Origin of the sequence: Isoptericola sp. 178, from assembly GCF_030586525.1 — a bacterium.
GTDB lineage: Bacteria > Actinomycetota > Actinomycetes > Actinomycetales > Cellulomonadaceae > Isoptericola > Isoptericola sediminis.
Window position 1 is genome coordinate 685,150 of record NZ_JAUQYN010000002.1, and the last position, 22,224, is coordinate 707,373.

A 22,224-nucleotide genomic window follows, 5' to 3' on the forward strand; every position below is an offset into this window, starting at 1 on the left:
CGTGGGCCGTCCCAGTCAAGCACGGGGTGCCCGGTTCGTCCTGTTCAGTCGGCGGAGCGTCGGGCCGCGACACCGTGCGGCACGACCGCGCGCTCCAGCAGCGCGAACAGCAGGTCGAGCACGACGGCGAGCACCACGATGACCAGCGCCGCACCGAGGATCTGCGCGAAGTCGCGGATCTGGATGCCCTGGACGATGTAGAAGCCCAGCCCCCAGCTCCCGACGTACCCGGCGAGCGTCACCGTGGCCACCACCTGCAGGGTCGCCGAGCGTAGGCCGCCGATCAGCAGCGGTAGACCCAGCGGGATCTCCACCTTGCCCAGCACCTGACGTGACGTCATGCCGACCGCCCGTGCGCCGTCGACCACCCGGCGCTCCACGGCCTCCACGCCGGAGTAGGCGCCTGCGAGGATCGGCGGGATCGCGAGCAGGACGAACGCCGTCGTCGACGCCCCCACCTTGTGGGTGACCCCGAAGACCAGGACGAGCAGCAGCACCAGACCGAACGACGGCACCGCCCGCGCCGCGCCCGACAGCGCGACCGCGGCCTCGCGACCCCGGCCGGTGTGCCCGACGAGCCAGCCGGCCGGGACGGCCACGGCCGCGGCGATGAGCACGGACACGAACGTGAACGCCAGGTGGGTCCAGATCGCCTCGGGAAGAGGCAGCGAACCCGACTGCGCGTCGGGGGAGAAGATCCAGGCGATCGCGTCGGCGAAGAGGTCCATCTCACGCCCCCTTCCGGGTCCAGGGCATGAGCGCCCGCCCCGCGAGCACCAGCAGCCAGTCCACCAGCAGCGCGATGACGACGACGGCGACCACGCCGGCGAGGATCTCGGGGATGATCTGGCGCTGGTAGCCGTTGGTGAACAGGTAGCCGAGGTTGTCGATCCCGATGAGGATGCCGACGGTGCACAGCGAGATGGTCGACACCGCGGTCACCCGCAGGCCGGCCAGCACGACCGGGCCGGCCAGGGGCAGGTCCACCTGCCAGAACCGCCGCCACGTGCCGTACCCGACGGCGTCGGCCGCCTGCCGCACGGACGGCTCGACGGAGGACAGCGCGTCGGCGACGAACCGGGTCATGATCGCCACGGCGTAGATCGTCAGCGCGACGATCAGGTTGACCTCCGACAGGAAGCTGATGCCCAGCAGCGGCGGCAGCAGCGCGAACAGCGCCAGCGACGGGATCGTGTACAGCAGGCCCACGGCTGTCAGCACCACGCCGCGGGTGAGGCGGAAGCGGAACGCGAACCAGCCCGCCGGGATCGACAGCAGCAGCCCCAGGACGATGGGCAGCGCGCTCTGCCGCAGGTGCTCGACCGTCAGCCGACCGATGAGGTCGAGGTTCTCGACGACCCAGCTCATGCGGTGCCTTCGTCGTCGTCCCCGACCAGCCGCCCCTGGGTGCGGCCCGTGGCGTCCACCAGCACCGTGCCGTGACCGGTCTCCTTGGTGCGCAGCGCCCGGGCGCCCCGCTCGGTGCCGATGAAGCTGGCCACGAACTCGCTCGCCGGGTTCTCGATGATCTCGCTCGGGGAGCCGATCTGGGCGACCTGCGCACCGGTCTCGAGGATCACCACCTGGTCCCCGAGCAGGAACGCCTCGTCGATGTCGTGGGTGACGAACACGACGGTCTTGTGCAGCTCCTGCTGCAGGCGCAGCGTCTCCGTCTGCAGCTCGGCCCGCACGATCGGGTCGACGGCGCCGAACGGCTCGTCCATGAGCAGGATGTTCGGGTCGGCGGCCAGCGCGCGCGCCACCCCGACGCGCTGCTGCTGGCCCCCGGAGAGCTGGCTCGGGTAGCGGGTGGCCAGCGAGCGGTCCAGGCCGACGACGTCGAGCACCTCCATCGCGCGGTCCCGGGCCTGCTGCTTGGGCGTGCCCTCCAGCCGCAGCACGGTGGCGACGTTGTCGACGACGCGGTGGTGGGGGAGCAGGCCGCCGTTCTGCAGCACGTACCCGATGCTGCGCCGCAACCGCACGGGATCGCGCTCCGCGATCGACTCGCCGTCGATCTCGATGGTGCCCGACGTCGGCTCCACCATGCGGTTGATCATCCGCAGCAGGGTGGTCTTGCCGCTGCCGGAGGAACCGACCAGCACCGTCGTGGTGTGGGCGGGCACGACCAGGGAGAAGTCGTCGACGGCGTGCGTGCCGTCGGGATAGGTCTTGGTGACCGACCGGAACTCGATCATCGGGTCTGCTCGCCTCCGGGCGCTCGCGGGGATACCGGCCCCAGCCGATCACACCTGGGCGCGGTGTGCGAGCGAACCCGCCGGTCGCGGCGGCTCTCAGCCCACGAGATCGACGCCGACGAGCGTCTCGGTGCGGGACGGGTCGCCGCCCGGCGACGGTTCGGTGAGGTACTGCTCCCAGGCGATCCCGGTCGGGACGAGGCCCTGGGCGGCGACCCAGCCGAAGAGGTGCTCGTAGGCGGGCGCGATCTGGTCGTACTCGCCGCGTACCAGCACCGTGGCCGCCCGGCCGGCGGGCAGGGTCTCGCCGGCGACCTCGCCGTCGTCGGCGAACGGTTCCGCGACCGGGACGGCGACCGACAGGTCGAGGGTCTCGGCGGGCATGCGGTGGCTGATGCCCAGCGGCGGCGCGACGGGTTCGACGCCCGCGCGGCCCAGGGCCGCGAAGATCAGCGGGAAGGCCCGGTCGTAGAGAGCGGGGATGTCGGCGAGGGCGACCGTCTCGCGGACCACCGCGAGGTGCTGCTCGCCGCGGGTCTCGATCGTGGGGTCGGTGAACGACGGTGCGGACATGGTCGGACTCCCTCGCGTCGGTGCGGTGGGATCGATCCTAGCGAGCCGGGAGACGAGGAGACGGTCCCGGCGCGTCGCGCCGAGACCGTCTCGATGGGGTGGCTAACCGGGCTTGAACCGGCGACCTCCTGGACCACAACCAGGCGCTCTACCGACTGAGCTATAGCCACCACGGCCGCCGCGCAGAGCTTTGCGGCCGTCGAAAAGTGTACATGGTCAGGGACGTGATCAGGACATCGAGGTCGAGTTCGTGACCGAGGTCTCCTTGATCCGGGCAGCGACCTGGCGGGCGGTCTTGGTGTCCGGACCGGGCTGGGGCACGAACAGCGCCTCGCGGTAGTACCGCAGCTCGTCGATCGACTCCAGGATGTCCGCCAGCGCGCGGTGGCCCCCGTCCTTGGGCGGGGAGGCGAAGTAGACCCGCGGGTACCAGCGGCGGGCGAGCTCCTTGACGGAGGACACGTCGACGATCCGGTAGTGCAGGTGGCCCGTCAGCTCGGGCATGTCCCGCTCCAGGAACACCTTGTCGGTGCCCACGGAGTTGCCGGCCAGGGGCGCCTTGCGCACCTCGGGCACGTGTTCGCGGACGTACGCCAGCACACGAGCCTCGGCGTCGGCCAGCGTGGTGCCGTTCTCCAACTCGGTGAGCAGGCCGGACGTCGTGTGCATCTCGCGCACGAAGTCGTTCATCTGCTCCAGGGCCTCGGCCGGCGGTCGGATGACGACGTCGACGCCGTCCCCGAGCACGTTGAGCTCGGAGTCGGTGACCACGGCGGCCACCTCCACCAGGGCGTCCGCCCGGGTGTCGAGGCCGGTCATCTCGCAGTCGATCCACACGATGCGGTCGTTCGGGTTGCTCGGGCTCACGGGGATCAGCCTACGTTCCGCGCGGCACGGGTCGGGGGAGCGGCCCGCCGCAGCAAGGAGCCCCGGCGGTCCGGACGCTCGGAGAGGTCGCGGTCCGCCGGGGCTCGGTGGACGGGTGGTCGTGCCGGGGCGTCATGCCACACGGACGCCGGACACGTGGCCGACGGACGGCCGCCGCACCGGGAACAGGTGCCGCAGTCGCGGCCGCCGCGGGGATGCTGACGCCTGCGGGGCGGCGCGCCGCTCCCGGGCATGCCGGGCACGTGCTGCCTCCGCCTGCCGCTCCTCGTGGAGGGCTCGGGCGACGGCATGTGCTTCGAGGGGATGCATGGATCGACTTCTTTCGTGACGTGGGGAGATATGGCCCGGGCCAGGGGCCACCCGTGCGCCCGGAAGGGTCCGGACGACGTCACCGCGGTGTGGTTCGAGGATGCCTCGAGGGGTGGACCGAATGCACGGTCTTTTCTGACAGGGAGCCGGGGGAGGCGTCCGGAGTACGTTTCGGGCCCGACTTCACCCACCGCGGCCGGCCGGGGTGGGTCCCGGGATGTCCCGGTCACGAGGGCGGTCGGCGAGCCGACGACGTCGTGCGTCGCTGTGTCGGTGCCCCCGGCAGGATTCGAACCCGCGACCTAGTCATTAGAAGTGACCCGCTCTGTCCAGCTGAGCTACGGAGGCAAGCGTGCCGAGTTTAGCGGAGCACCCGGACGGTCCGAGCGGGCTCGAGCACGGTCCGTCGCCCGGTCCGTCCGCAACGACCGACGGGGCCTCCCTCGGGGGCCTCCAGAAGGGACGGCCGGCGGTCCAGGGTGCTGGACGCCGCCGGATTCCGGAGTCTCGCCGATCGTGTCGCGCTTCCCCGATCGCGGTGTGTCGGCCGGGTACGGTCGAGGGGACCGACTCCCTGTCGCGAGAGGACCGTCATGGCCAGCAGCGAGCTCCGGCTCCAGGTCGACCTGCCCACCGAGCACGAGACGGGGGTGCCCGCCGACTTCGCCTCCGTGTGGCACACGTCGGCCTCGTTCGTCCTCGACTTCGTCGCCGCGAAGTCCCCGGCCAAGGCGGCCGTCGACAAGACGACCGGGGCCGAGACGGGCGGGAGGGTGATGCCCGCCCGGGTCGTCTCCCGCGTGCGGATCCCGCCGCAGCAGGTGTTCGAGCTGGCGCGCGCCCTGACCCAGCAGCTCGACGCGTGGGAGCGGGAGACTGGTCACAAGGCGGACGGGTCCGGTCCGAAGGACTGACCGCCCTGGTCCGGACGGCGGAAACGTCGGCCGGTCGGCGCGCGCGTTTGGCACCGACCGCCCGGCAGGCCAGGATGTTGGCGTGACTACCTCCATGCGCTCGAGCCGGTTCCTCGGTGGACGGTCCGGCGCCGATGCGGACGCGGAGATCGGTCTCACCGTCTACGACGTCGCCAAGGACCTGCGGCGCGACGTCGCCGCGGTGCGGCTGCCCATGCCCCTCGACGGAGCCGCCGAGGCGGAGGGTTCGCGCGACCGGCTGCTCGCCCAGCTCGACGAGCACCTCCTGCCGCGGATGGCCGAGCTCAGCTCGCCCGCGATCGTCGTCGTCGCGGGTTCCACCGGCGCCGGCAAGTCGACGCTGTACAACTCGCTGCTGGGGGAGGAGATCTCCGCCGCCGGCGTGCTGCGCCCGACCACCCGTGAACCGGTGCTCGCCTTCAACCCGGCCGACGCCGACGTCATCGCCGAGGGGCCGGTCACCGAGCTGTCCCGGGTCGTGCACCACGAGGGCGTGCCCCGCGGCACGGCTCTGCTCGACGCCCCCGACCTCGACTCGTTCGTCCAGGAGAACCGGTCCACGGCCCAGCAGCTCCTCGAGGCCGCCGACCTGTGGCTGTTCGTCACCACGGCCTCCCGGTACGGCGACGCGCTGCCCTGGCAGGCCCTGGCGCGGGCGACCGAACGCGGCGCCTCCGTGGCGATGGTGCTCAACCGCGTCCCGCGCGAGGACCTGGTCACCATCCGCGGGGACCTCATGAGCCGGCTCCGTGCGCACGGCATGGTCGACACGCCGCTCTTCGTCGTGCCCGACGTCGGACCCCACGAGGGGCTGCTCGAGGACAAGCCCGTCGCCCAGGTCAAGCGCTGGCTCACGATGCTGGCCGGGCCGGAGCGGTCCCGTGCCGTCGTGGTGCGCACGCTCAAGGGATCCCTGAACGCCCTGCCGGGCTGGGTGACGTCCCTGGCCGACGCCGTCGAGGCCCAGGCCGCGGCCGCGACGACGCTCCGTCGCACCGTGGAGGCCGAGGTGCCCGCCGCCCGGGGGCTCGCCCGGGACGCCGTCGGCGCCGGCGTCGTCGCGGGTGCCGCGGTCGAGGCACGGTGGCGCGAGCTGTCGGGCACGGCCCGGATCGACCGGCTGAAGTTCCGCGGTGACCACGTCCGCAGCACGCGTCGTGCCGGGCGGATCCGTTCGGCGGGTCTCGACGTGCTGCGCGAGGACATCCGGCAGGCCGCCGAGCACACCCTCACGGCCTCCGGAGCCCGTGTCGCCGACCGGTTGCGTGCCGTGCTGGACGGTCCGGCCGCGCCGCCCGGTGGCGCGGCCGTCCTGCCGGACGCGGACGACCGGGCGACCGACCGCGAGCAGGCCGTCCCCGCGACGGTCTCCGCCTGGGCCGACGAGGCCGACCGCCGGGTCGCCGACGTCCTCGGCGCCGAGCCGTCCCGACCCGTCACCGCGGCCGCCCGGGCGTTCGGGGAGCGCGGTCTGGCGACCCTGCTGCTCGCCGCGGCGGCCGGCAGCGACGACGCGCGCCGGCTGCTGGACCGCGTGCTCGGGGACGTGCTGGACGACCAGGTCGACGCACTGCGCGACGACCTCGCCGACCGGGCCGCCGCCGTCGTCGACCGCGAGGTCGACGCCGTGCTGGAGGGCCTGGACTCACCCCACCTGGCCGACGACGCGGCCTCCCCGCTGCGCCTGCGCCTCGCCGAGCTGAGGAGGCTCACGTGAACCCCTCGCACGACGCGACCCTGCGGGCCCGCACCGAGGACCTCGCCCGGGCCCTCGACCTCGCCGGCCCGCGTCTCGACGCCGCGACCGCCGAGCGGGTCCGGACCGCGGTCGAGGGAGTGCGGCAACGCCTCGACCTCGGCGTCGACCACACCGTGGTGGCGCTCGCCGGCGGCACCGGATCGGGCAAGTCGAGCCTGTTCAACAAGATCTCCCGGCTGTCGTTCGCCGACGTGGGCGTCAAGCGGCCGACGACCGCCCGCGTGACGGCCTGCTCGTGGTCCGACGAGGCCGATCCGCTGCTGGACTGGGTCGGCGTCGACCGCGAGCGGCGCATCACCCACTCCGAGGTCCTCGAGGGGGACGGCGCCGGGGCCATGGCGGGTCTGGTGCTGCTCGACCTGCCCGACCACGACTCCGTCGAGCCGGCCCACCGGGAGGTCGTGGACCGGGTGCTGCCGCTGGTCGACCTGCTGGTGTGGGTCGTGGACCCGCAGAAGTACGCCGACGACGCCCTGCACTCCGGCTACCTGCGTGCCCAGGTCGGTTCGGAGTCCTCGATGGTCGTGGTCCTGAACCAGGTCGACACCGTCCCGGACTCCCAGCGCGACAACCTGGTGGAGGACCTGGAGCGGCTGCTCGCCGACGACGGCCTGCACGACGTCCTCGTCCAGCCGGTCTCCGCGCGCACCGGTGAAGGTGTCGCCCGGGTGCGCGAGGTGCTCGAGGAGGCCTGCGCGCGCCGGTCCGTCGCAGCCGGGCGGGCCGCGGCCGAGCTCGACGCCGCCGGGGCCGCGCTGCTGGCGCAGACGCCGGCGGACGTGCCCTGGCGGCTCGACGCGGCGGTCGACCGTGAGCTCGAACCGGTGGTGGCCGCGACCGGTCTCGACGCCGTGGCCAGCCAGGTGGGTGCCGCGGTGCGCAACCGGTACGGGATGCCGGAGCTGCCCGCGCCGGACCGGGACGCCATCGCCCTGGCGCGCGCACGCTGGCTGACCCGCGCCGGGGCGTCGCTGCGTCCCGGGTGGCAGCGGTCGCTGGCCGAGTCGGCCGCCTCCGCCGACCAGCTGCGCGCCGCGGTGACCGCGGCGCTGCGTGAGGTCGACCTGGACGTGAGCGGCCCGCGGCACGCGCGGGCGCTGCGCCGGGTGGCGTGGGTCTGCCTCGCCCTGGGCGTCGTGCTCGGGGTGGTCGGTGGGCTCGCGCTCGGCGACGTGCTGACCCTGGCCCAGCCGTGGGGGCTGGTGCTGGCGGCGTCCGGCGGTGCCCTGGTGGTGGCGGCCGCGGTGCTCGCGGTCGTGCGGGTGGTGCAGCGTCGTCGCAAGGCTCGGCGTCGGCAGGAGGAGGTGCGCTCCGAAGGGCGGCGGGCCGTCCGGGACGTGCTGGTGGCCCGGCTGGGTGAGCCCACCGAGCGCGTGCTCGGCGAGCACCGACAGGTGCGCGACCACGCCCTGTCCGTGCGGGAGCTGCCGTCGGCGGCACCGCTGACCGGGAGCCACCGGCTACCCACAGCGGACGAGATCGCCGCGTCGTCCACCGACGCGACCGACGAGGGGGACCGAGCCGGCGCCGTGACGTGAACCTGGGGCGGACGGCCGGCACCGCGCCGGCCCGAGGATCCCAGGAGGACGCGATGAGCGACGCGAAGGTGACCGTGACCGGCTACGTCGGGACGGCCCCGGTGCTGCACCTGTCGGCCCACGACGTGCCGTGGACGAGCTTCCGGGTGGGCAGCACCCGGCGGCTGCGTGACGCCGCCACGGGGGAGTGGCGCGACGGACGGACCACGTGGTTCACCGTCAAGGCCTTCCGCGGTGCGGCGCGCACGATCTGCGAGTCGATCACGCCGGGACAGCCCGTCGTCGTCACGGGCCGCCCCTCGACCGAGGAGTGGGTCGACAAGGAGGGCCGGGACCGGTACGCGCTGATCATCGACGCCGACGCCGTCGGCCCCGACGCGACCCGTGGACTGACGCGGTTCACCAAGGTGACCCACGACGACCCGGCCACGGAGCGGACGCCGTCCGGCTCGGCGACCCCGCCCGACCCCTGGGACGGCGGGGCCGACGCGGCGGAGGACCGCGACGGAGCCCACGACCCCGAAGATGCCCTCGATCCCGCCGCGGAGGCCGCCGTCGCGTAGGCTGGGTCACCGGCCGCACGCCGCGAGGCGGCGTGTCTGCCGGAACCCCAGACGAAGCGCGATCGAACGGTGGAAGCAAGCCAGTGGCTGAGTTCATCTACTCCATGTACAAGGCGCGCAAGGCGCACGGCGACAAGGTCATCCTCGACGACGTGTCGCTGAACTTCCTGCCCGGCGCCAAGATCGGCGTCGTCGGCCCGAACGGCGCCGGGAAGTCGACGATCCTCAAGATCATGGCCGGGCTCGACCAGCCCTCCAACGGCGAGGCGCGCCTCTCCCCGGGCTACACGGTCGGCATCCTGCAGCAGGAGCCTCCGCTCAACGAGTCCAAGACCGTCCTCGGGAACGTCGAGGAGGGGGTGGGCCCGATCAAGGCGAAGGTCGACCGGTTCAACGAGATCTCCGCTCTCATGGCCGAGCCCGACGCGGACTTCGACGCCCTGATGTCCGAGATGGGTGAGCTCCAGGAGGCCATCGACGCCGCCGACGCCTGGGACCTCGACAGCCAGCTCGAGCAGGCGATGGACGCGCTGCGCTGCCCCCCGCCGGACGCCGAGGTGTCGGTGCTGTCCGGTGGTGAGCGCCGCCGCGTCGCGCTGTGCAAGCTGCTGCTCGAGAAGCCCGACCTGCTGCTGCTGGACGAGCCCACCAACCACCTGGACGCCGAGTCCGTCCTCTGGCTGGAGCAGCACCTGGCCACCTACCCGGGCGCCGTCCTGGCGGTCACCCACGACCGCTACTTCCTCGACCACGTCGCCGAGTGGATCTGCGAGGTCGACCGCGGCCGCCTCTACCCCTACGAGGGCAACTACTCCACCTACCTGGAGAAGAAGCAGGAGCGCCTCAAGGTCCAGGGCAAGAAGGACGCCAAGCTGTCCAAGCGCCTCAAGGACGAGCTCGACTGGGTGCGGCAGAACGCCAAGGGTCGGCAGACCAAGTCCAAGGCGCGTCTGGCCCGCTACGAGGAGATGGCCGCCGAGGCGGAGCGCACCAAGAAGCTCGACTTCGAGGAGATCCAGATCCCGGCCGGTCCGCGGCTGGGCAACGTGGTGCTCGAGGCCGAGAACCTGCAGAAGGGCTTCGGCGACCGCCAGCTCATCGACGGCCTGAGCTTCACGCTGCCGCGCAACGGCATCGTCGGCGTCATCGGGCCGAACGGTGTCGGCAAGACGACGCTGTTCAAGACGATCGTCGGCATGGAGCCCCTCGACGGCGGCGACCTCAAGGTCGGCGAGACGGTCAAGATCTCCTACGTCGACCAGTCCCGCGGCGGTATCGACCCGGACAAGTCACTGTGGGAGGTCGTCTCGGACGGTCTCGACTTCATCCAGGTCGGCAACGTCGAGATCCCCTCGCGCGCCTACGTGGCGTCCTTCGGCTTCAAGGGTGCCGACCAGCAGAAGCCGGCCGGGGTGCTCTCCGGTGGTGAGCGCAACCGTCTGAACCTGGCGCTGACCCTCAAGCAGGGCGGCAACCTGCTGCTGCTCGACGAGCCCACCAACGACCTGGACGTCGAGACCCTCGGCTCGCTGGAGAACGCGCTGCTCGAGTTCCCCGGCTGCGCCGTCGTCGTGTCCCACGACCGCTGGTTCCTCGACCGCGTGGCCACGCACATCCTGGCCTACGAGGGCACCGAGGAGAACCCCGCGAACTGGTACTGGTTCGAGGGCAACTTCGCCTCCTACGAGGAGAACAAGGTCGAGCGGCTCGGCGCCGAGGCGGCTCGGCCGCACCGCGTGACCTACCGTCGCCTGACCCGCGACTGATCCTCCCCTCGCGGGCGAAGCCCGTGACCTCGACGACGTCGGGTCACGGGCTTCGCCGTGCTCCGGGTCACGGAGCAGCGACGGCGCTCCTGACCAGCATCGTCACCCGGTGGGCCGCAGCAGGGGACGACACGGACACCGGGACGCCCCTGCACCGAACGTCCGGAGTGTGCAGACTGGGCACATGACGCAGACCGGCCCGCAGGAGGAACCCGCCGAGCCGTCGTCGACCCCCGAGGACACCACCGCACCCGCCGAGCAGCCGGTCTCGGCGAGCTCGGCGCTGACCTCGGACGCGACCACCGCCGCCCTCGTCGACGCGCTCGAGGGGCTGCGCGCCCGGCTCGGTGCGCTGCGGCTCCCCCTGGAGGTCCCCGGGGCCGCCCACGCCCGCGAGGACCTGGCCCGGGCCACGGACCAGCTCGACGACTACCTGATGCCCCGGCTCCGGGCCGAGCGCGCACCCCTGCTCGCCGTCGTCGGCGGGTCGACCGGCGCGGGCAAGTCCACCCTGGTCAACTCCTTGCTCGGCGAACAGGTCACGACACCCGGCGTGCTGCGACCCACCACCCGGTCACCGGTGCTCGTCCACCATCCTCTGGACGCGCGCTGGTTCGGTGCCGACCGCGTGCTGCCCGGGCTCGCACGCGTCGCGACGCACGGCGGGTCGACCGAGGCGTCCCCGGACCCCGACGGAGCCGGGGCGCGAACCCGGACCTTGCGCCTGGTGCCCAGCGCCAACCTGCCCCAGGGGCTGGCTCTGCTCGACGCCCCGGACGTCGACTCCGTCGAGGAGGCCAACCGCGAGCTCGCCGGCCAGCTCCTCGGCGCGGCCGACCTGTGGCTGTTCGTCACCACCGCGGCGCGGTACGCGGACGCCGTCCCCTGGGAGCTGCTGACCACCGCCGCGTCGCGCCGGGCGCAGGTCGCCCTCGTGCTCGACCGTGTCGACCCGGGGACGGAGGAGGTCGCCGCCGACCTGCGGCGCCTCATGACCGAGCACGGCCTGGGCGAGGCCTCGCTGTTCGTCGTGCCCGAGACCGGTGCCGTCGGCGAGGAGCGGATGATCGACGGGCTGCTGCCCGAGTCCGCCGTGAGCGAGCTGGCGACCTGGCTGTCCGGCGTCGGCGGGGACCCGGACTCGCGCGCCCGCGTCATCACCGCCACCCGCGACGGCGTGGTGGACGACCTCGTGCGCCGCACCAACGCCCTGGCCGACGCCGCCGACGCCCAGCAGGCGGCCGACGCCCGACTGCGCGGCGCCGTCGAGCGGCACCACCGTGAGGCGCTGCGCCAGGTGGAGGCCGCCACGTCCGACGGCGCCCTGCTGCGCGGGGAGGTCCTCGCCCGGTGGCAGGACTTCATCGGCACCGGCGAGTTCTTCCGGTCGCTCGAGGCCGGTGTCGGCAAGGTCCGCGACGCCCTCGGCCGGTTCTTCCGGGGCCGCCCCAAGGAGGCGCCGCAGGTCGAGCAGGCCATCGCCCACGGCCTGGAGTCCGTGCTCCTCGACGGGGCCGAGCAGGCTGCCGAACGCACCTACGCGGACTGGCGCGACGACGTCGCCGGCTCCGCCCTGCTCGACGGCCTCGAGCTGTCCCGCACCGCCCCGAACCTGCGCGCCGAGGTTGCCGAGGCCATCCGCGGCTGGCAGGGCGACGTCCTGGCCCTGGTGCGCGAGCAGGGGGAGGGGCGCCGGGGAACCGCCCGGGTGCTGTCCTTCGGTGTCAACGCCCTCGGCGTGAGCCTCATGGTGCTCGTCTTCGCCTCGACCGCCGGCCTGACCGGCCTGGAGATCGGGATCGCCGGCGGCACGGCCGTGGCCGCGCAGAAGCTCCTCGAGGCGGTGTTCGGCGACGACGCGGTGCGGCGCCTGGCGGCGCAGGCCAAGGAACGGCTCACCGCTCGCGTGGACACCGTGCTGCGCGGGCAGGCGGCCCGTTACACCGCCCAGCTCGACGCCCTCGGCGCCGACCGGGCCGACGGACGGCGCCTCCGGGACGCGGCGCAGGACGTCGCCGAGGCGGCCCGGACGGAACGTTCGGGGCGCGAGCGCCCGGCCGACGGGCTCACCCGGCCCTGGAGCGGAGGCCTGCTGCGGGGTGCCGGGACGTTCCGCCCCCCGACCGGTCCCGACGGGGTCCCCCGCGTGCCGGGGACGCTCGCCGGGCGGGACACGGGCGCCACGCCGTCCGGGGAGGAACCCCGCCGACCGTTCTGGAAGCGCTGGCGACGGAAGGACCGTGCATGAAGGCCCCCGACCTGTCGACCCGGACCGCGGCGCTCGACCGTGCCGTCGAGGCCGGGCAGGGGCGGCTGGACCGCGAGCTGGCGGACTCGGCGCGCGGCGTGGTCGAGCGTGCCCGCGAACGCGGCGGGCTGAGCGCCGAGCACACCGTCGCGGCGCTCGCCGGAGCCACCGGGTCCGGCAAGTCGAGCGTGCTCAACGCCGTCGCCGGCGCCGACGTCGCCGAGCCGGGCGTCCAGCGGCCCACGACGGCGCACGCGCTCGCCGCGGTCTGGGGCGAGGGCGCCGACGAGCTGCTGGACTGGCTGGACGTGCCGCGTCGGCACGAGATGGAGCCCGTCGAAGGACAGGCACCGGCGACCGGCGTGCTGCGTCGCACCCGGCCGGCCGGCATCTCGACGGGTCTCGTGCTGCTCGACCTGCCCGACCACGACTCGGTGGTGGTCGAGCACCGCGTGCGTGCCGAGCGTCTCGTGGAACGGGCCGACCTGCTGGTGTGGGTCGTCGACCCGCAGAAGTACGCCGACGCCGCGCTGCACGAGCGATACCTGCGCCCGTTGGCGGGGCGGTCCGAGGTGGTCGTGATCGCGCTGAACCAGGTCGACCGGTTGTCGTCGGCGGAGACGGACGCTCTCCTCGCGGACCTGCGTCGTCTGGTGGCCGCCGACGGTCTGGGTGGTGCCCGGGTGCTGCCGGTGTCGGCCCGCACCGGGCAGGGGATCGACGCGCTGCGCGGTCTGCTGGCCGAGGCGGCGCGTCGTCGCGAGGCGTCCACCGCCCGGCTGACCGCCGACGTGCGAGCCGTGGCCGGACGGGTCCTCGACGAGAGCGGGCAGGCACCGCCGGCCCGGGCCGCCGACCGTGCCCAGGGCGCGCTCGTGGACGCTCTCGAGGACGCGGCCGGGGCGACGACCGTGGTCGAGGCGGTGCGGAGGTCGGCGCGTCGGGACGCGCGGCTGGCCACCGGCTGGCCGGTCACCCGCTGGATCGGACGGACTCGCCACGACCCCCTGCGTCGGCTCGGACTGCGACGCGACGACCTGCGCGTTCCCGTCGACCGTCCGGATCTCGCGCGCACGTCCCTGCCGCAGACCCGGCCGAGCGTGCGGGCGGCCACGGCGACCGCGGTGCGTTCCTACGTCGACCACGTCACCGACGGGGCGCCGGACGCCTGGGTGCTGGCCGCCCGGGACCGCGGGTCGACGGCGATCGACCGCCTGCCCGACGCCCTGGACCAGGCCGTCGCGGGCACGCGTCTCGAGGAGGAACGTCGTCCCCTGTGGTGGCGGGTCGTCGGGGTGCTGCAGTGGCTGCTGCTCGCCGCGGCGGTGGTGGGGCTCGGCTGGCTCGGACTCGCGGCCGTGCTGTCGTACTTCCAGCTGCCGCCGCTGCTCGTGCCGGACCTGACCGTGGACCTCACGGACCGGGGCGGCGGAACCTTCGAGCTGCCGTGGCCCACGGCCCTGGCCCTCGGAGGGATCGTGGCCGGCCTGCTGCTCGCCCTCCTCTCCCGCGGGGCGGGCGCCCTGGGTGCCCGACGGCGCGCCGGTCGGGTCCGGCGGCGGCTCCGGGCCGCGGTGAGCGAGGTCGCCGAGGCCGAGGTCCGCCGCCCGGTGGCGGCCGAGATGGAGGCGCTGGCGACGTGCCGGGAGGCGGCGGCGGTCGCCGCCGCCTGAGGACGGCCGCCGGCCGTCGGCGTGCGACGATGCCGCCATGACTCGTCTGCACGTCCCCGTCTCGCTGCGCTGGTCGGACCTCGACGCCTACCAGCACGTCAACAACGTCGCGATGCTCCGGCTGCTCGAGGACGCGCGGATCACCGCGTTCTGGCGGCACCCGGAGGCCGAGGACCCGTGGCCGACAGCGGTCCTGGAGACCGGTCCGCACGCGACCTCGCACACCCTGGTGGCCGGCCAGCAGGCCGACTACCTGCGTCCGCTGGGATTCACGCGCGACCCCGTCCGCGTGGAGATGTGGATCGGTGCGATCGGGGGCGCGTCCCTCGAGGTCTGCTACGAGGTGTACGACGGGGCGCACGGCGGCTTCCCGCGGACGGGTCCCGCGTCGGGGCTGGAGCCCTACACCCGGGCCACGACGACGATCGTGGTGATCGACGCCGCCTCGGGTCGGCCGCGGCGGATCACGCCCGAGGAGCGGTCCGTCTTCGAGCGGTTCGCGGAGGACCCGATCGAGTTCCGCCGGCGCCGCTGACCCACCCCACCCGTTGTGGGCATGAAATCTGCAGCTCTGGACCTGTCCGGAGCTGCAGATTTCATACCCACAACGCGGCGGGCCGGCGCTCGCGGAGCGCTCAGGCGCCCGAGTCGGCGTCGTGCTGCTTCGCGGCCCGCTGCTCGGCAGCCCGGGCGACGTTGCGCTGCATGCCGCCGAACACGATCCCGTGGAACGGGGCGACGGACCACCAGTACGCCTGGCCGAGCAGGCCGTGGGGGTAGAACAGTGCCCGCTGAGCGAAGTACGTCCGGTGCGGTCCGTCGGCCTCCTCGGGAGCTGGTCCCGTCGTGTCCTCGTCGGTCATCTCGGCAGCCGACTCGTCGACCCGGAGCTCCAGCCAGGCCAGGCCGGGCAGCCGCATCTCCGCCCGCAGCAGCAGCCGACGTCCCGGTTCCAGCGCCTCGACCCGCCAGAAGTCGAGCGCGTCGTCGACCCGCAGGCGGTGCTCGTCGCGGCGGCCGCGCCGCAGTCCCGGCCCGCCGACGATCCGGTCCAGCAGGCCCCGCATCCTCCAGGCCAGCGACCACGAGTACCACCCGTCCTGGCCGCCGATCTCCTCGATGACCTGCCACAGCACCTCGCTCGGCGCCTCGACGACCGTGCTGCGCTCGTCGACGTAGAGCGACCCGCCCGCCCAGTCGGGGTCCGTCGGCAACGGGTCCGACGGCGCACCCGGGACCGAGGCCGACGTCCACCGGGTCGTCACCTCGCCGTCGTGGATGCGCGTCAGGGCCAGCTCGAGGGCGCGCGTGACGTCCAGTCGTCCGTGGGGCGGATCGGGGACGTACTCGCGAATGTCGTCCTCGAGGCACACGACCTCGTGCTGCAGCGACTCGACCAGGGGTCGCGCGATCCCGGACGGCACCGGCGTCACGACCCCGACCCAGTGGCTCGACAGCCGCGGTGTCAGCACCGGGACGCCGACGATGAGGCGCCGGGGGAGACCCGCCACCTCGGCGTAGCGCTGCATCATCTCCCGGTAGGTGACGATCTCCGGGCCGCCGATGTCGAAGCCGCGGGAGACGTCGGCGGGCATGGCGGCCGCACCGACCAGGTAGCGCAGCACGTCGCGGATCGCGATCGGCTGGATGCGGTTGTCCACCCAGCGGGGCGTCGTCATCGCGGGCAGTCGTTCGGTCAGGTAGCGCATCATCTCGAACGACGCCGACCCGGAGCCGAGGATCACCGCGGCCCGCAGCACCGTCGTCGGTACCCCGGAGGCGAGCAGGATCTCCTCGACCTCCTTGCGGGAGGACAGGTGCGGCGACAGCTCACCCTCGGGCACGTCCGGGTAGAGACCGCCGAGGTAGACGATCCGCCCGACGCCCGCCTCCCGGGCGGCGCGCGCGAACGTCAGGGCGTTGCGGCGGTCACGCACCTCGAAGGTGCGCCCGGTCCCGAGGGAGTGCACCAGGTAGTAGGCGACGTCGACGCCGTCGAGCGCCTGCCGCGTCGCATCCAGGTCGGAGACGTCCACGCGCACCGCCTCGACGTCGTCGGCCCAGCGGCGGCCCGCGAGCCGGTCGGGGTTCCGCGTCAGGGCGCGGACCGTGTACCCGGCCTCGAGGAGCTCGGGCACCAGCCGTCCACCGACGTAACCGGTCACGCCGGTGACGGCGACGGTGGCGGGGGTGGCGGTCGGGACCGCGGCCGTCACCGGGTCCGGGGCAGGGGAGTCGTCGGTTCGCACCTCGTCAGTCTGCCGCCCGAACGCCTCGGGCACAGCCTGAACGCTGCGCCGGCTGCGACGCGGTGAGGATCAGGCGGGCAGGCGGACCATGCCCTCCTGGGCGATCGTGGCCACCAGGGCGCCCGCGCGGTCGTAGACGCGGGCCAGGCCCAGGCCGCGACCGCCCTGCGCCCCCGGCGACTCCTGGACGTACAGCAGCCACTCGTCGGCCCGGGCGTCCCGGTGGAACCACATCGCGTGGTCCAGCGACGCCATCGGCACGGTGCCGCCGACGTCCGCCCAGGACTTGCCGGCGGCCCGCAGGACCGGCTCCAGCATGACCTGGTCGCAGCCGTACGCCAGCAGTGCCCGGTGCAGCAGCAGGTCGTCCGAGTCGATCGCGTGCCGTGCTCGCATCCAGACCATCTGCTCCGGTCGGGGGTCGTCGGCGGGCCCCACGTAGAGCGCGCCCCCGATGTGCGCGAGCTCGAAGGCCGAGTCGAACGCCCAGTACCGCGCCGCCGGGTGGTCGATGCCGCGCAGGGCCTCGAACGCCGAGGTCACCTCCTCCGGCGGCGGGACGTCGGCGGGCATGGCGGCCTGCGTCTCGTAGCCCGGCTGGTCCACCTGGAACGACGCCGTCAGCGACAGGATCGGTCGGCCCGCCTGGATGGCGTGCGTCCGGCGCGCGCTGAAGGACCGGCCGTCGCGCAGCCGCTCGACGGCGAAGTCGATCGGCGAGTCCAGCGCCCCCTCCCGCAGGAAGTAGGCGTGCAGGGAATGCGGCAGCCGGTCGTCCTCCACCGTGCGGCCGCAGGCCAGCAGCGCCTGGGACAGGACCTGTCCTCCGTAGACCCGGCGCCCGGGACCGGGCACGGACTCACCCCGCCAGACGTCCTCCTCGCCACGTGGGCCCCAGCCCTCGATCTCGCGCAGGTCGAGGGCGGCCAGGAGCCGGTCCAGGGGGCCGTGGGGGGCGTCGCTCACGCTCGTTCACATTCCTCGGGTCGTCGGGGCGGGGTGGTGCTGGTTGCTCGGAATGCTGCTGTGCTCGGGTCGGGACGGGCCCTCGTTCCTCGGGCCCACCCTCGCCTCGCTCCGCATCATTCCTGGTGCTGGTTGCTCGGAATGCTGCTGTGCTCGGGTCGGGACGGGCCCTCGTTCCTCGGGCCCACCCTCGCCTCGCTCCGCATCATTCCTCGAAGGTGTTGATGAGACTGAACGCCGCGCGCTCCAGGTAGTCCCACAGCTGGGACTCCAGGGCCGGGGCCAGGTCCAGGGACTCGACGGCGGTGCGCATGTGCGCCAGCCAGCGGTCCCGGGCGTCGGGGTTCACCTTGAACGGCGCGTGGCGCATCCGCAGCCGGGGGTGTCCCCGCTGCTGGCTGTACGTCGTCGGCCCGCCCCAGTACTGCTCGAGGAACATCGTCAGACGTTCCTTCGCGGGGCCCAGGTCTTCCTCGGGGTACATCGGGCGGAGCACCTCGTCGGTCGCCACGCCCTCGTAGAACACGTCGACGAGCCGGACGAACGTCTCGTGTCCGCCGACGTCGTCGTAGAAGGTGGGGGTCGTCACGCGCACATCTTCCCAGACGACGGGGCCGTCCCACCGTGGCCGAGGTCACCGTCGGAGGCGGCGAGGGGTTAGGCTGATCACGGAACTGCAACGGCGCAATCCGACGACACCTTGGGGAGAGACCGAATGAGCAAGGCGGAGAACATCCTCGCAGCACTCGGCGGGACCACGAACGTGGTCGAGCTCGAGCCGTGCATCACGCGGCTGCGCGTCCAGGTGTCTGACCCGGGGAAGGTCGACGAGCCGGCGCTCAAGGAGTCCGGGGCGTTCGGCGTCGTGCGGTCCGGCCGGATCATCCAGGTCATCGTCGGCCCGGAGGCCGACAACCTCGCGGCCGAGCTCGACGGACGGCTCGCCTCGGCCTGACGGCACGGCGACCCCGGCGGACGGGTCCGGCGCGGCGTCGTCGCGACGTCCGGACCCGCCCGCAGCAGTCTGCGATCAGGCCTTGTCGGGGGCGTCGACGCGCTCACCGCGCACCGCGCCCATCGTGTGCAGCTCGTCCTGCGCGGCCCGCAGCAGCGCACGGGACACGGTCCACTGGGCGCCGGGTCGCGTCTGCGCCATGATCGTGAAGGACATCGAGAAGTCCGACACCGAGTCCACGCCGCTGCGCACCGACGGCTGCTCGAGGAGCTCGTGACCCAGTTCCTCGCTGCGCGCGACGGTGTCGCCGGCCCGGCCGAGCGCCGCACGCACCCCGTCGACGTCGGCGTCCACCGGCACGTGCACCTCGGCCAGCGCGCGCGACCAGCGCTGCGTGCGGTTGCCCGCGCGCAGGATCTCGCCGTTGCGCACCCACCACTGCGTGCCGTCCAGCGCGCGCAGCTTGGTCGTCCGCAGCTGGACCTCCTCGACCTCGCCCTCGGCGCCGGAACCGAGGTCCACCCAGTCGCCCACGCCGTACTGGTCCTCGATGAGGATGAAGATGCCGGAGATGAAGTCGCGCACCAGCGACTGGGCGCCGAAACCGATGGCGACACCGACCACACCGGCGGAGGCCAGCAGCGGTCCCACCTCGAAGCCGACCGTCGACAGCACGCTGAGCAGCACCACGACGCCGACGACGATGTTCGCCGTGGAGGTGAGCACCGATCCCACGGTGCGGGCACGCTGGGCGCGCCGTGCGTTGGACAGCGGGTTCGCCACGGTCACGGCGTCCTCGACGAGCGGGGAGCCGAACCAGCTCTTCGCGTCGCGCTGCGAGGCGGCGGGGGCCTTGTCGCCGCCGGTCGCGATGCGCTCGGCGGTGTGCCGGATGACGCGGCGCAGCGCCACCAGCACGATCGTGCCGACCAGCAGGATGAGGACGACCTGCAGCGGCCAGCCGGTGAACCACTCCCAGAAGGAGCTACCGGCCTCCTGGGTCAGTTCCAGCACCCCCTCGGAGGTGCTGGGCTCGGGTGCCGGGGTGGTGTCGGACGACAGGGACAAGATCACGGATTCATCACGCACGCAGGACACGGTAACGTCCTGCCGACGCGGCTCGGTAGGCCGTCCCGGCGGCCAGACGGGTCGGCCGACCTGGGCGGAAGCGCCTCGACCGGCGCGCGGTGTCGGCCTGGCCGGGCCGATGGTGGCAGGATCGTCGTGTGAGCCTCGACGACCAGACCTCGGCCGTTTCCGACGACGATGCGCCCAGCGAGCTGCACGAGCTCGCCGCGGCGCACGGTGTGCTCACCGAGTACCACCAGTTCGGCGGTGGCGTCGCCCACGTCTCCGACGCCACCCTCGTGGCGGTGCTGACCGCGCTGGGCATCGCCGCGACGACGCGCCAGGAGGTGTCCCAGAGCCTGCGCCGGGCCCGCGACGAGGAGTGGCGCGCGGTGCTGCCCCCGACCGTCGTGGTGCGCCAGGGCGAGCCGCGCGACGTCGCCGTGCACGTCAGCGACGGCGCGTCCGTGCACGTCTGGGTCGAGCTCGACGGGGCCGAGCCCGAGGCCCGCCCGCACGAGCTGCGACGTCGCCGGGACCTGGAGCAGCGTGACGTCTTCGTACCGCCGCGTGAGGTCGACGGCCGCCCGGTCGGGCGCGCGACCTTCGCCGTGCCGGACGGCCTGCCGCTCGGCTGGCACACCCTGCACGCCCTGACCGAGGGGCAGGAGTGGTCCGCCACGCTGGTGGTCACCCCCGCCCGGCTCGAGCTGGGCGACGACCTGGAGCGGCACCAGGCCTGGGGTGTCCTCGCCCAGCTGTACTCCGTCCGGTCCCGCACCTCGTGGGGCATGGGCGACCTGGCGGACCTGGCCGACCTGGCCTGGCTGACGGCGCACCAGGCCGGCGCCGACTTCGTCGCGGTGAACCCCCTGTCTGCGGCCGAACCCACGGTCCCCATGACGCCGTCGCCGTACCTGCCGACGTCGCGCCGGTTCGGCAACCCGATCTACGTCCGGGTCGAGGACATCCTCGAGACCGCCTACCTCTCCGCGGCGGACCGGTCGCTCGTGGAGTGGGCCGCCGACCCGGTGCGCGACCTGGACACGGACGCCGGCGCGCTGGACCGGGACGCGGTCTGGGAGGCGAAGAAGGCAGCCCTCGAGGTCGTGCACACCGCCCCCCGCCGGGCGGCCCGGCAGGCCGCCTACGAGGCGTTCGTCGCCTCGCAGGGGCAGGGGCTGCAGGACTTCGCCACGTGGTGCGCCCTGACCGAGGAGCTGGCCGGTGCGCCGTGGCCCGACGACGTGCGCGACCCGGCGTCACCGGCCGTGGCGGCGGCCCGGGAGCGGCTGGGCGACCGCATCGACTTCTACTGCTGGCTGCAGTGGGTCTTTGACGAGCAGAAGCACGCCGCGCAGCGCACCGCCCTCGAGGCCGGGATGCGGCTCGGGATCATGCACGACCTCGCCGTGGGTGTGCACCCGGACGGCGCGGACGTCTGGGCCCTCGGCGACGTGCTGGCGCGAGGCGTGGGTGTCGGCGCCCCGCCCGACATGTACAACCAGCAGGGGCAGAACTGGTCCCAGCCGCCGTGGAACCCGCGGATGCTCGCCAAGGCCGGCTACGCCCCGTACCGGGACATGCTGCGCACGGCGCTGCGGCACGCCGGCGCCCTGCGCGTCGACCACGTCCTCGGCCTGTTCCGGCTCTTCTGGGTCCCGGACGGCATGCGCCCGACCGAGGGCACCTACGTGCGCTACGACCACGACGCCCTGGTCGGGATCCTCTGCCTCGAGGCCCACCGGGCCGGCGCCGTCGTCATCGGCGAGGACCTGGGCGTGTTCGAACCGTGGGTCCGTGACTACCTCGCCTCGCGCGGGGTGCTGGGCACCTCGGTCTTCTGGTTCGAGAAGTCCGACGGGCGGCCCACCCCGCCGGAGGACTACCGGCACCTGACCTTCGCCACCGTCGGCACGCACGACATGCCGCCCACGGCCGGGTACCTCGCCGGGGAGCACGTCGACCTGCGCGACCGGCTCGGACTGCTCACGGAGGACCCCCAGGTCCTGCGGGCGCAGGCGCGGGCGGAACGGCAGGCGGCCGTGGTGGCCCTGTCCCAGCGCGGACTGGTCGGGGACTCGCCGTCCGAGCGAGAGGTCGTCGAGGGGCTGCACCGGTACCTGCGCCGGTCACGCGCCGCGCTGGTCGGGGTCCAGCTCGTCGACGCCGTGGGGGAGCGGCGCTCGCAGAACCAGCCGGGCACGGACACCGAGTACCCGAACTGGAAGGTGCCGCTCGGCGACTCGGCGGGCAACAACGTGCTGGTCGAGGACCTGTTCGACAACGCCCGGCTCCGCTCGCTGTTCGCCGCGGTGGCCTCCGCCCGCTAGGCAGGTCGGCACCGCCCGTCGCGAGTCAGCACCGGCTCCCGCAGGTCAGCGCCGCGGGCGGCGAGTCAGGACGGTTCTCGACGAGTCAGACCGGCGAGGGTGCGGACGTGGGCCTCGGCCGCGGCGTCCTGACTCGGCCCTCGACGTGCTGACTCGCGAGGAATCGCGCTGACTCGCGGTGACGGACGCGGGCCCGGCCGGAG

At 73.6% G+C, this 22,224-nt stretch carries 19 protein-coding genes and 2 tRNA genes; 10 read left to right on the top strand and 11 right to left on the bottom strand.

Annotated elements, in window-relative coordinates:
- Positions 1-44: 44 nt before the first annotated feature.
- The 7 genes from Q6349_RS07700 to Q6349_RS07730 all read right to left on the bottom strand — a co-directional run bounded on the left by Q6349_RS07700 (position 45) and on the right by Q6349_RS07730 (position 4,316).
- Positions 45-728, bottom strand: coding sequence for an ABC transporter permease (locus Q6349_RS07700; RefSeq protein ID WP_304603561.1), 684 nt, complete (start codon positions 726-728; stop codon positions 45-47).
- A gap of 1 nt (position 729) precedes the next feature.
- Complete coding sequence (locus tag Q6349_RS07705; protein ID WP_171247560.1) at positions 730-1,368, bottom strand: ABC transporter permease; 639 nt, start codon at positions 1,366-1,368, stop codon at positions 730-732.
- Positions 1,365-2,198 carry an ABC transporter ATP-binding protein gene (locus Q6349_RS07710; protein WP_171247561.1) on the bottom strand — a complete coding sequence of 278 codons (834 nt, stop codon included), beginning with the start codon at positions 2,196-2,198 and terminating at the stop codon, positions 1,365-1,367. The genes Q6349_RS07705 and Q6349_RS07710 overlap by 4 nt, the downstream gene beginning before the upstream one ends.
- 96 nt (positions 2,199-2,294) lie before the next feature.
- On the bottom strand, positions 2,295-2,771 hold the full coding sequence (locus Q6349_RS07715) for a GyrI-like domain-containing protein (protein ID WP_304603562.1): 477 nt from the start codon (positions 2,769-2,771) through the stop codon (positions 2,295-2,297).
- 94 nt (positions 2,772-2,865) lie between these two features.
- Positions 2,866-2,941: transfer RNA gene (locus Q6349_RS07720), tRNA-His, on the bottom strand.
- A 58-nt stretch (positions 2,942-2,999) separates the two neighbouring features.
- Positions 3,000-3,638 (bottom strand): oligoribonuclease, encoded by a 639-nt coding sequence (orn, locus tag Q6349_RS07725; protein ID WP_304603563.1) that lies wholly within the window; start codon positions 3,636-3,638, stop codon positions 3,000-3,002.
- Between the two features lie 604 nt (positions 3,639-4,242).
- Positions 4,243-4,316 (bottom strand) — tRNA-Arg (locus Q6349_RS07730).
- Between the two features lie 245 nt (positions 4,317-4,561).
- Between Q6349_RS07730 and Q6349_RS07735 the strand changes: the two genes are divergently transcribed.
- From Q6349_RS07735 to Q6349_RS07770, 8 genes are all read left to right on the top strand, one after another.
- Positions 4,562-4,882, top strand: coding sequence for a DUF3467 domain-containing protein (locus Q6349_RS07735; RefSeq protein WP_171247566.1), 321 nt, complete (start codon positions 4,562-4,564; stop codon positions 4,880-4,882).
- Positions 4,883-4,964: 82 nt separating this feature from the next.
- On the top strand, positions 4,965-6,620 hold the full coding sequence (locus Q6349_RS07740; RefSeq protein WP_304603564.1) for a GTPase: 1,656 nt from the start codon (positions 4,965-4,967) through the stop codon (positions 6,618-6,620).
- A complete protein-coding gene (locus tag Q6349_RS07745; RefSeq protein WP_304603565.1) occupies positions 6,617-8,200 on the top strand; it encodes a GTP-binding protein in 1,584 nt (527 codons plus the stop codon). The genes Q6349_RS07740 and Q6349_RS07745 overlap by 4 nt, the downstream gene beginning before the upstream one ends.
- A 53-nt stretch (positions 8,201-8,253) precedes the next feature.
- Complete coding sequence (locus Q6349_RS07750; protein ID WP_304603566.1) at positions 8,254-8,763, top strand: single-stranded DNA-binding protein; 510 nt, start codon at positions 8,254-8,256, stop codon at positions 8,761-8,763.
- Positions 8,764-8,846: 83 nt separating this feature from the next.
- Positions 8,847-10,529 (top strand): energy-dependent translational throttle protein EttA, encoded by a 1,683-nt coding sequence (gene ettA, locus Q6349_RS07755; protein WP_304603567.1) that lies wholly within the window; start codon positions 8,847-8,849, stop codon positions 10,527-10,529.
- Between the two features lie 184 nt (positions 10,530-10,713).
- Positions 10,714-12,777, top strand: a complete 2,064-nt coding sequence (locus Q6349_RS07760; protein ID WP_304603568.1) for a dynamin family protein — start codon at positions 10,714-10,716, stop codon at positions 12,775-12,777.
- Positions 12,774-14,450 carry a GTPase family protein gene (locus tag Q6349_RS07765; protein WP_304603569.1) on the top strand — a complete coding sequence of 559 codons (1,677 nt, stop codon included), beginning with the start codon at positions 12,774-12,776 and terminating at the stop codon, positions 14,448-14,450. The genes Q6349_RS07760 and Q6349_RS07765 overlap by 4 nt, the downstream gene beginning before the upstream one ends.
- Positions 14,451-14,487: 37 nt before the next feature.
- Positions 14,488-14,985: a thioesterase family protein gene (locus tag Q6349_RS07770; protein ID WP_304603570.1), complete on the top strand. Its 498-nt coding sequence runs from the start codon at positions 14,488-14,490 to the stop codon at positions 14,983-14,985.
- 100 nt (positions 14,986-15,085) lie between these two features.
- On the opposite strand, the gene Q6349_RS07775 is transcribed toward Q6349_RS07770, so the two are convergent.
- The 3 genes from Q6349_RS07775 to Q6349_RS07785 form a co-directional block, all read right to left on the bottom strand.
- The gene (locus Q6349_RS07775) at positions 15,086-16,699 is read right to left on the bottom strand and encodes an SDR family oxidoreductase (protein ID WP_304603571.1); all 1,614 of its coding nucleotides are present in this window, start codon (positions 16,697-16,699) and stop codon (positions 15,086-15,088) included.
- Between the two features lie 69 nt (positions 16,700-16,768).
- Positions 16,769-17,665, bottom strand: a complete 897-nt coding sequence (locus Q6349_RS07780; RefSeq protein ID WP_171247580.1) for an acyl-CoA thioesterase II — start codon at positions 17,663-17,665, stop codon at positions 16,769-16,771.
- 205 nt (positions 17,666-17,870) lie between these two features.
- Positions 17,871-18,254 (bottom strand): globin, encoded by a 384-nt coding sequence (locus Q6349_RS07785; protein WP_304603572.1) that lies wholly within the window; start codon positions 18,252-18,254, stop codon positions 17,871-17,873.
- Between the two features lie 126 nt (positions 18,255-18,380).
- Between Q6349_RS07785 and Q6349_RS07790 the strand changes: the two genes are divergently transcribed.
- Positions 18,381-18,620: a glucose PTS transporter subunit EIIB gene (locus Q6349_RS07790; protein ID WP_171247583.1), complete on the top strand. Its 240-nt coding sequence runs from the start codon at positions 18,381-18,383 to the stop codon at positions 18,618-18,620.
- A gap of 75 nt (positions 18,621-18,695) precedes the next feature.
- Here Q6349_RS07790 and Q6349_RS07795 read toward each other — a convergent pair whose 3' ends face one another.
- Complete coding sequence (locus tag Q6349_RS07795; protein WP_304603573.1) at positions 18,696-19,709, bottom strand: mechanosensitive ion channel family protein; 1,014 nt, start codon at positions 19,707-19,709, stop codon at positions 18,696-18,698.
- A gap of 137 nt (positions 19,710-19,846) precedes the next feature.
- Here Q6349_RS07795 and malQ point away from each other — a divergent pair, with 137 nt between their 5' ends.
- Entirely contained in the window at positions 19,847-22,021 is a 2,175-nt protein-coding gene (malQ, locus tag Q6349_RS07800) for a 4-alpha-glucanotransferase (protein ID WP_304603574.1), read from the top strand.
- The last annotated feature ends 203 nt before the right edge of the window (positions 22,022-22,224 follow it).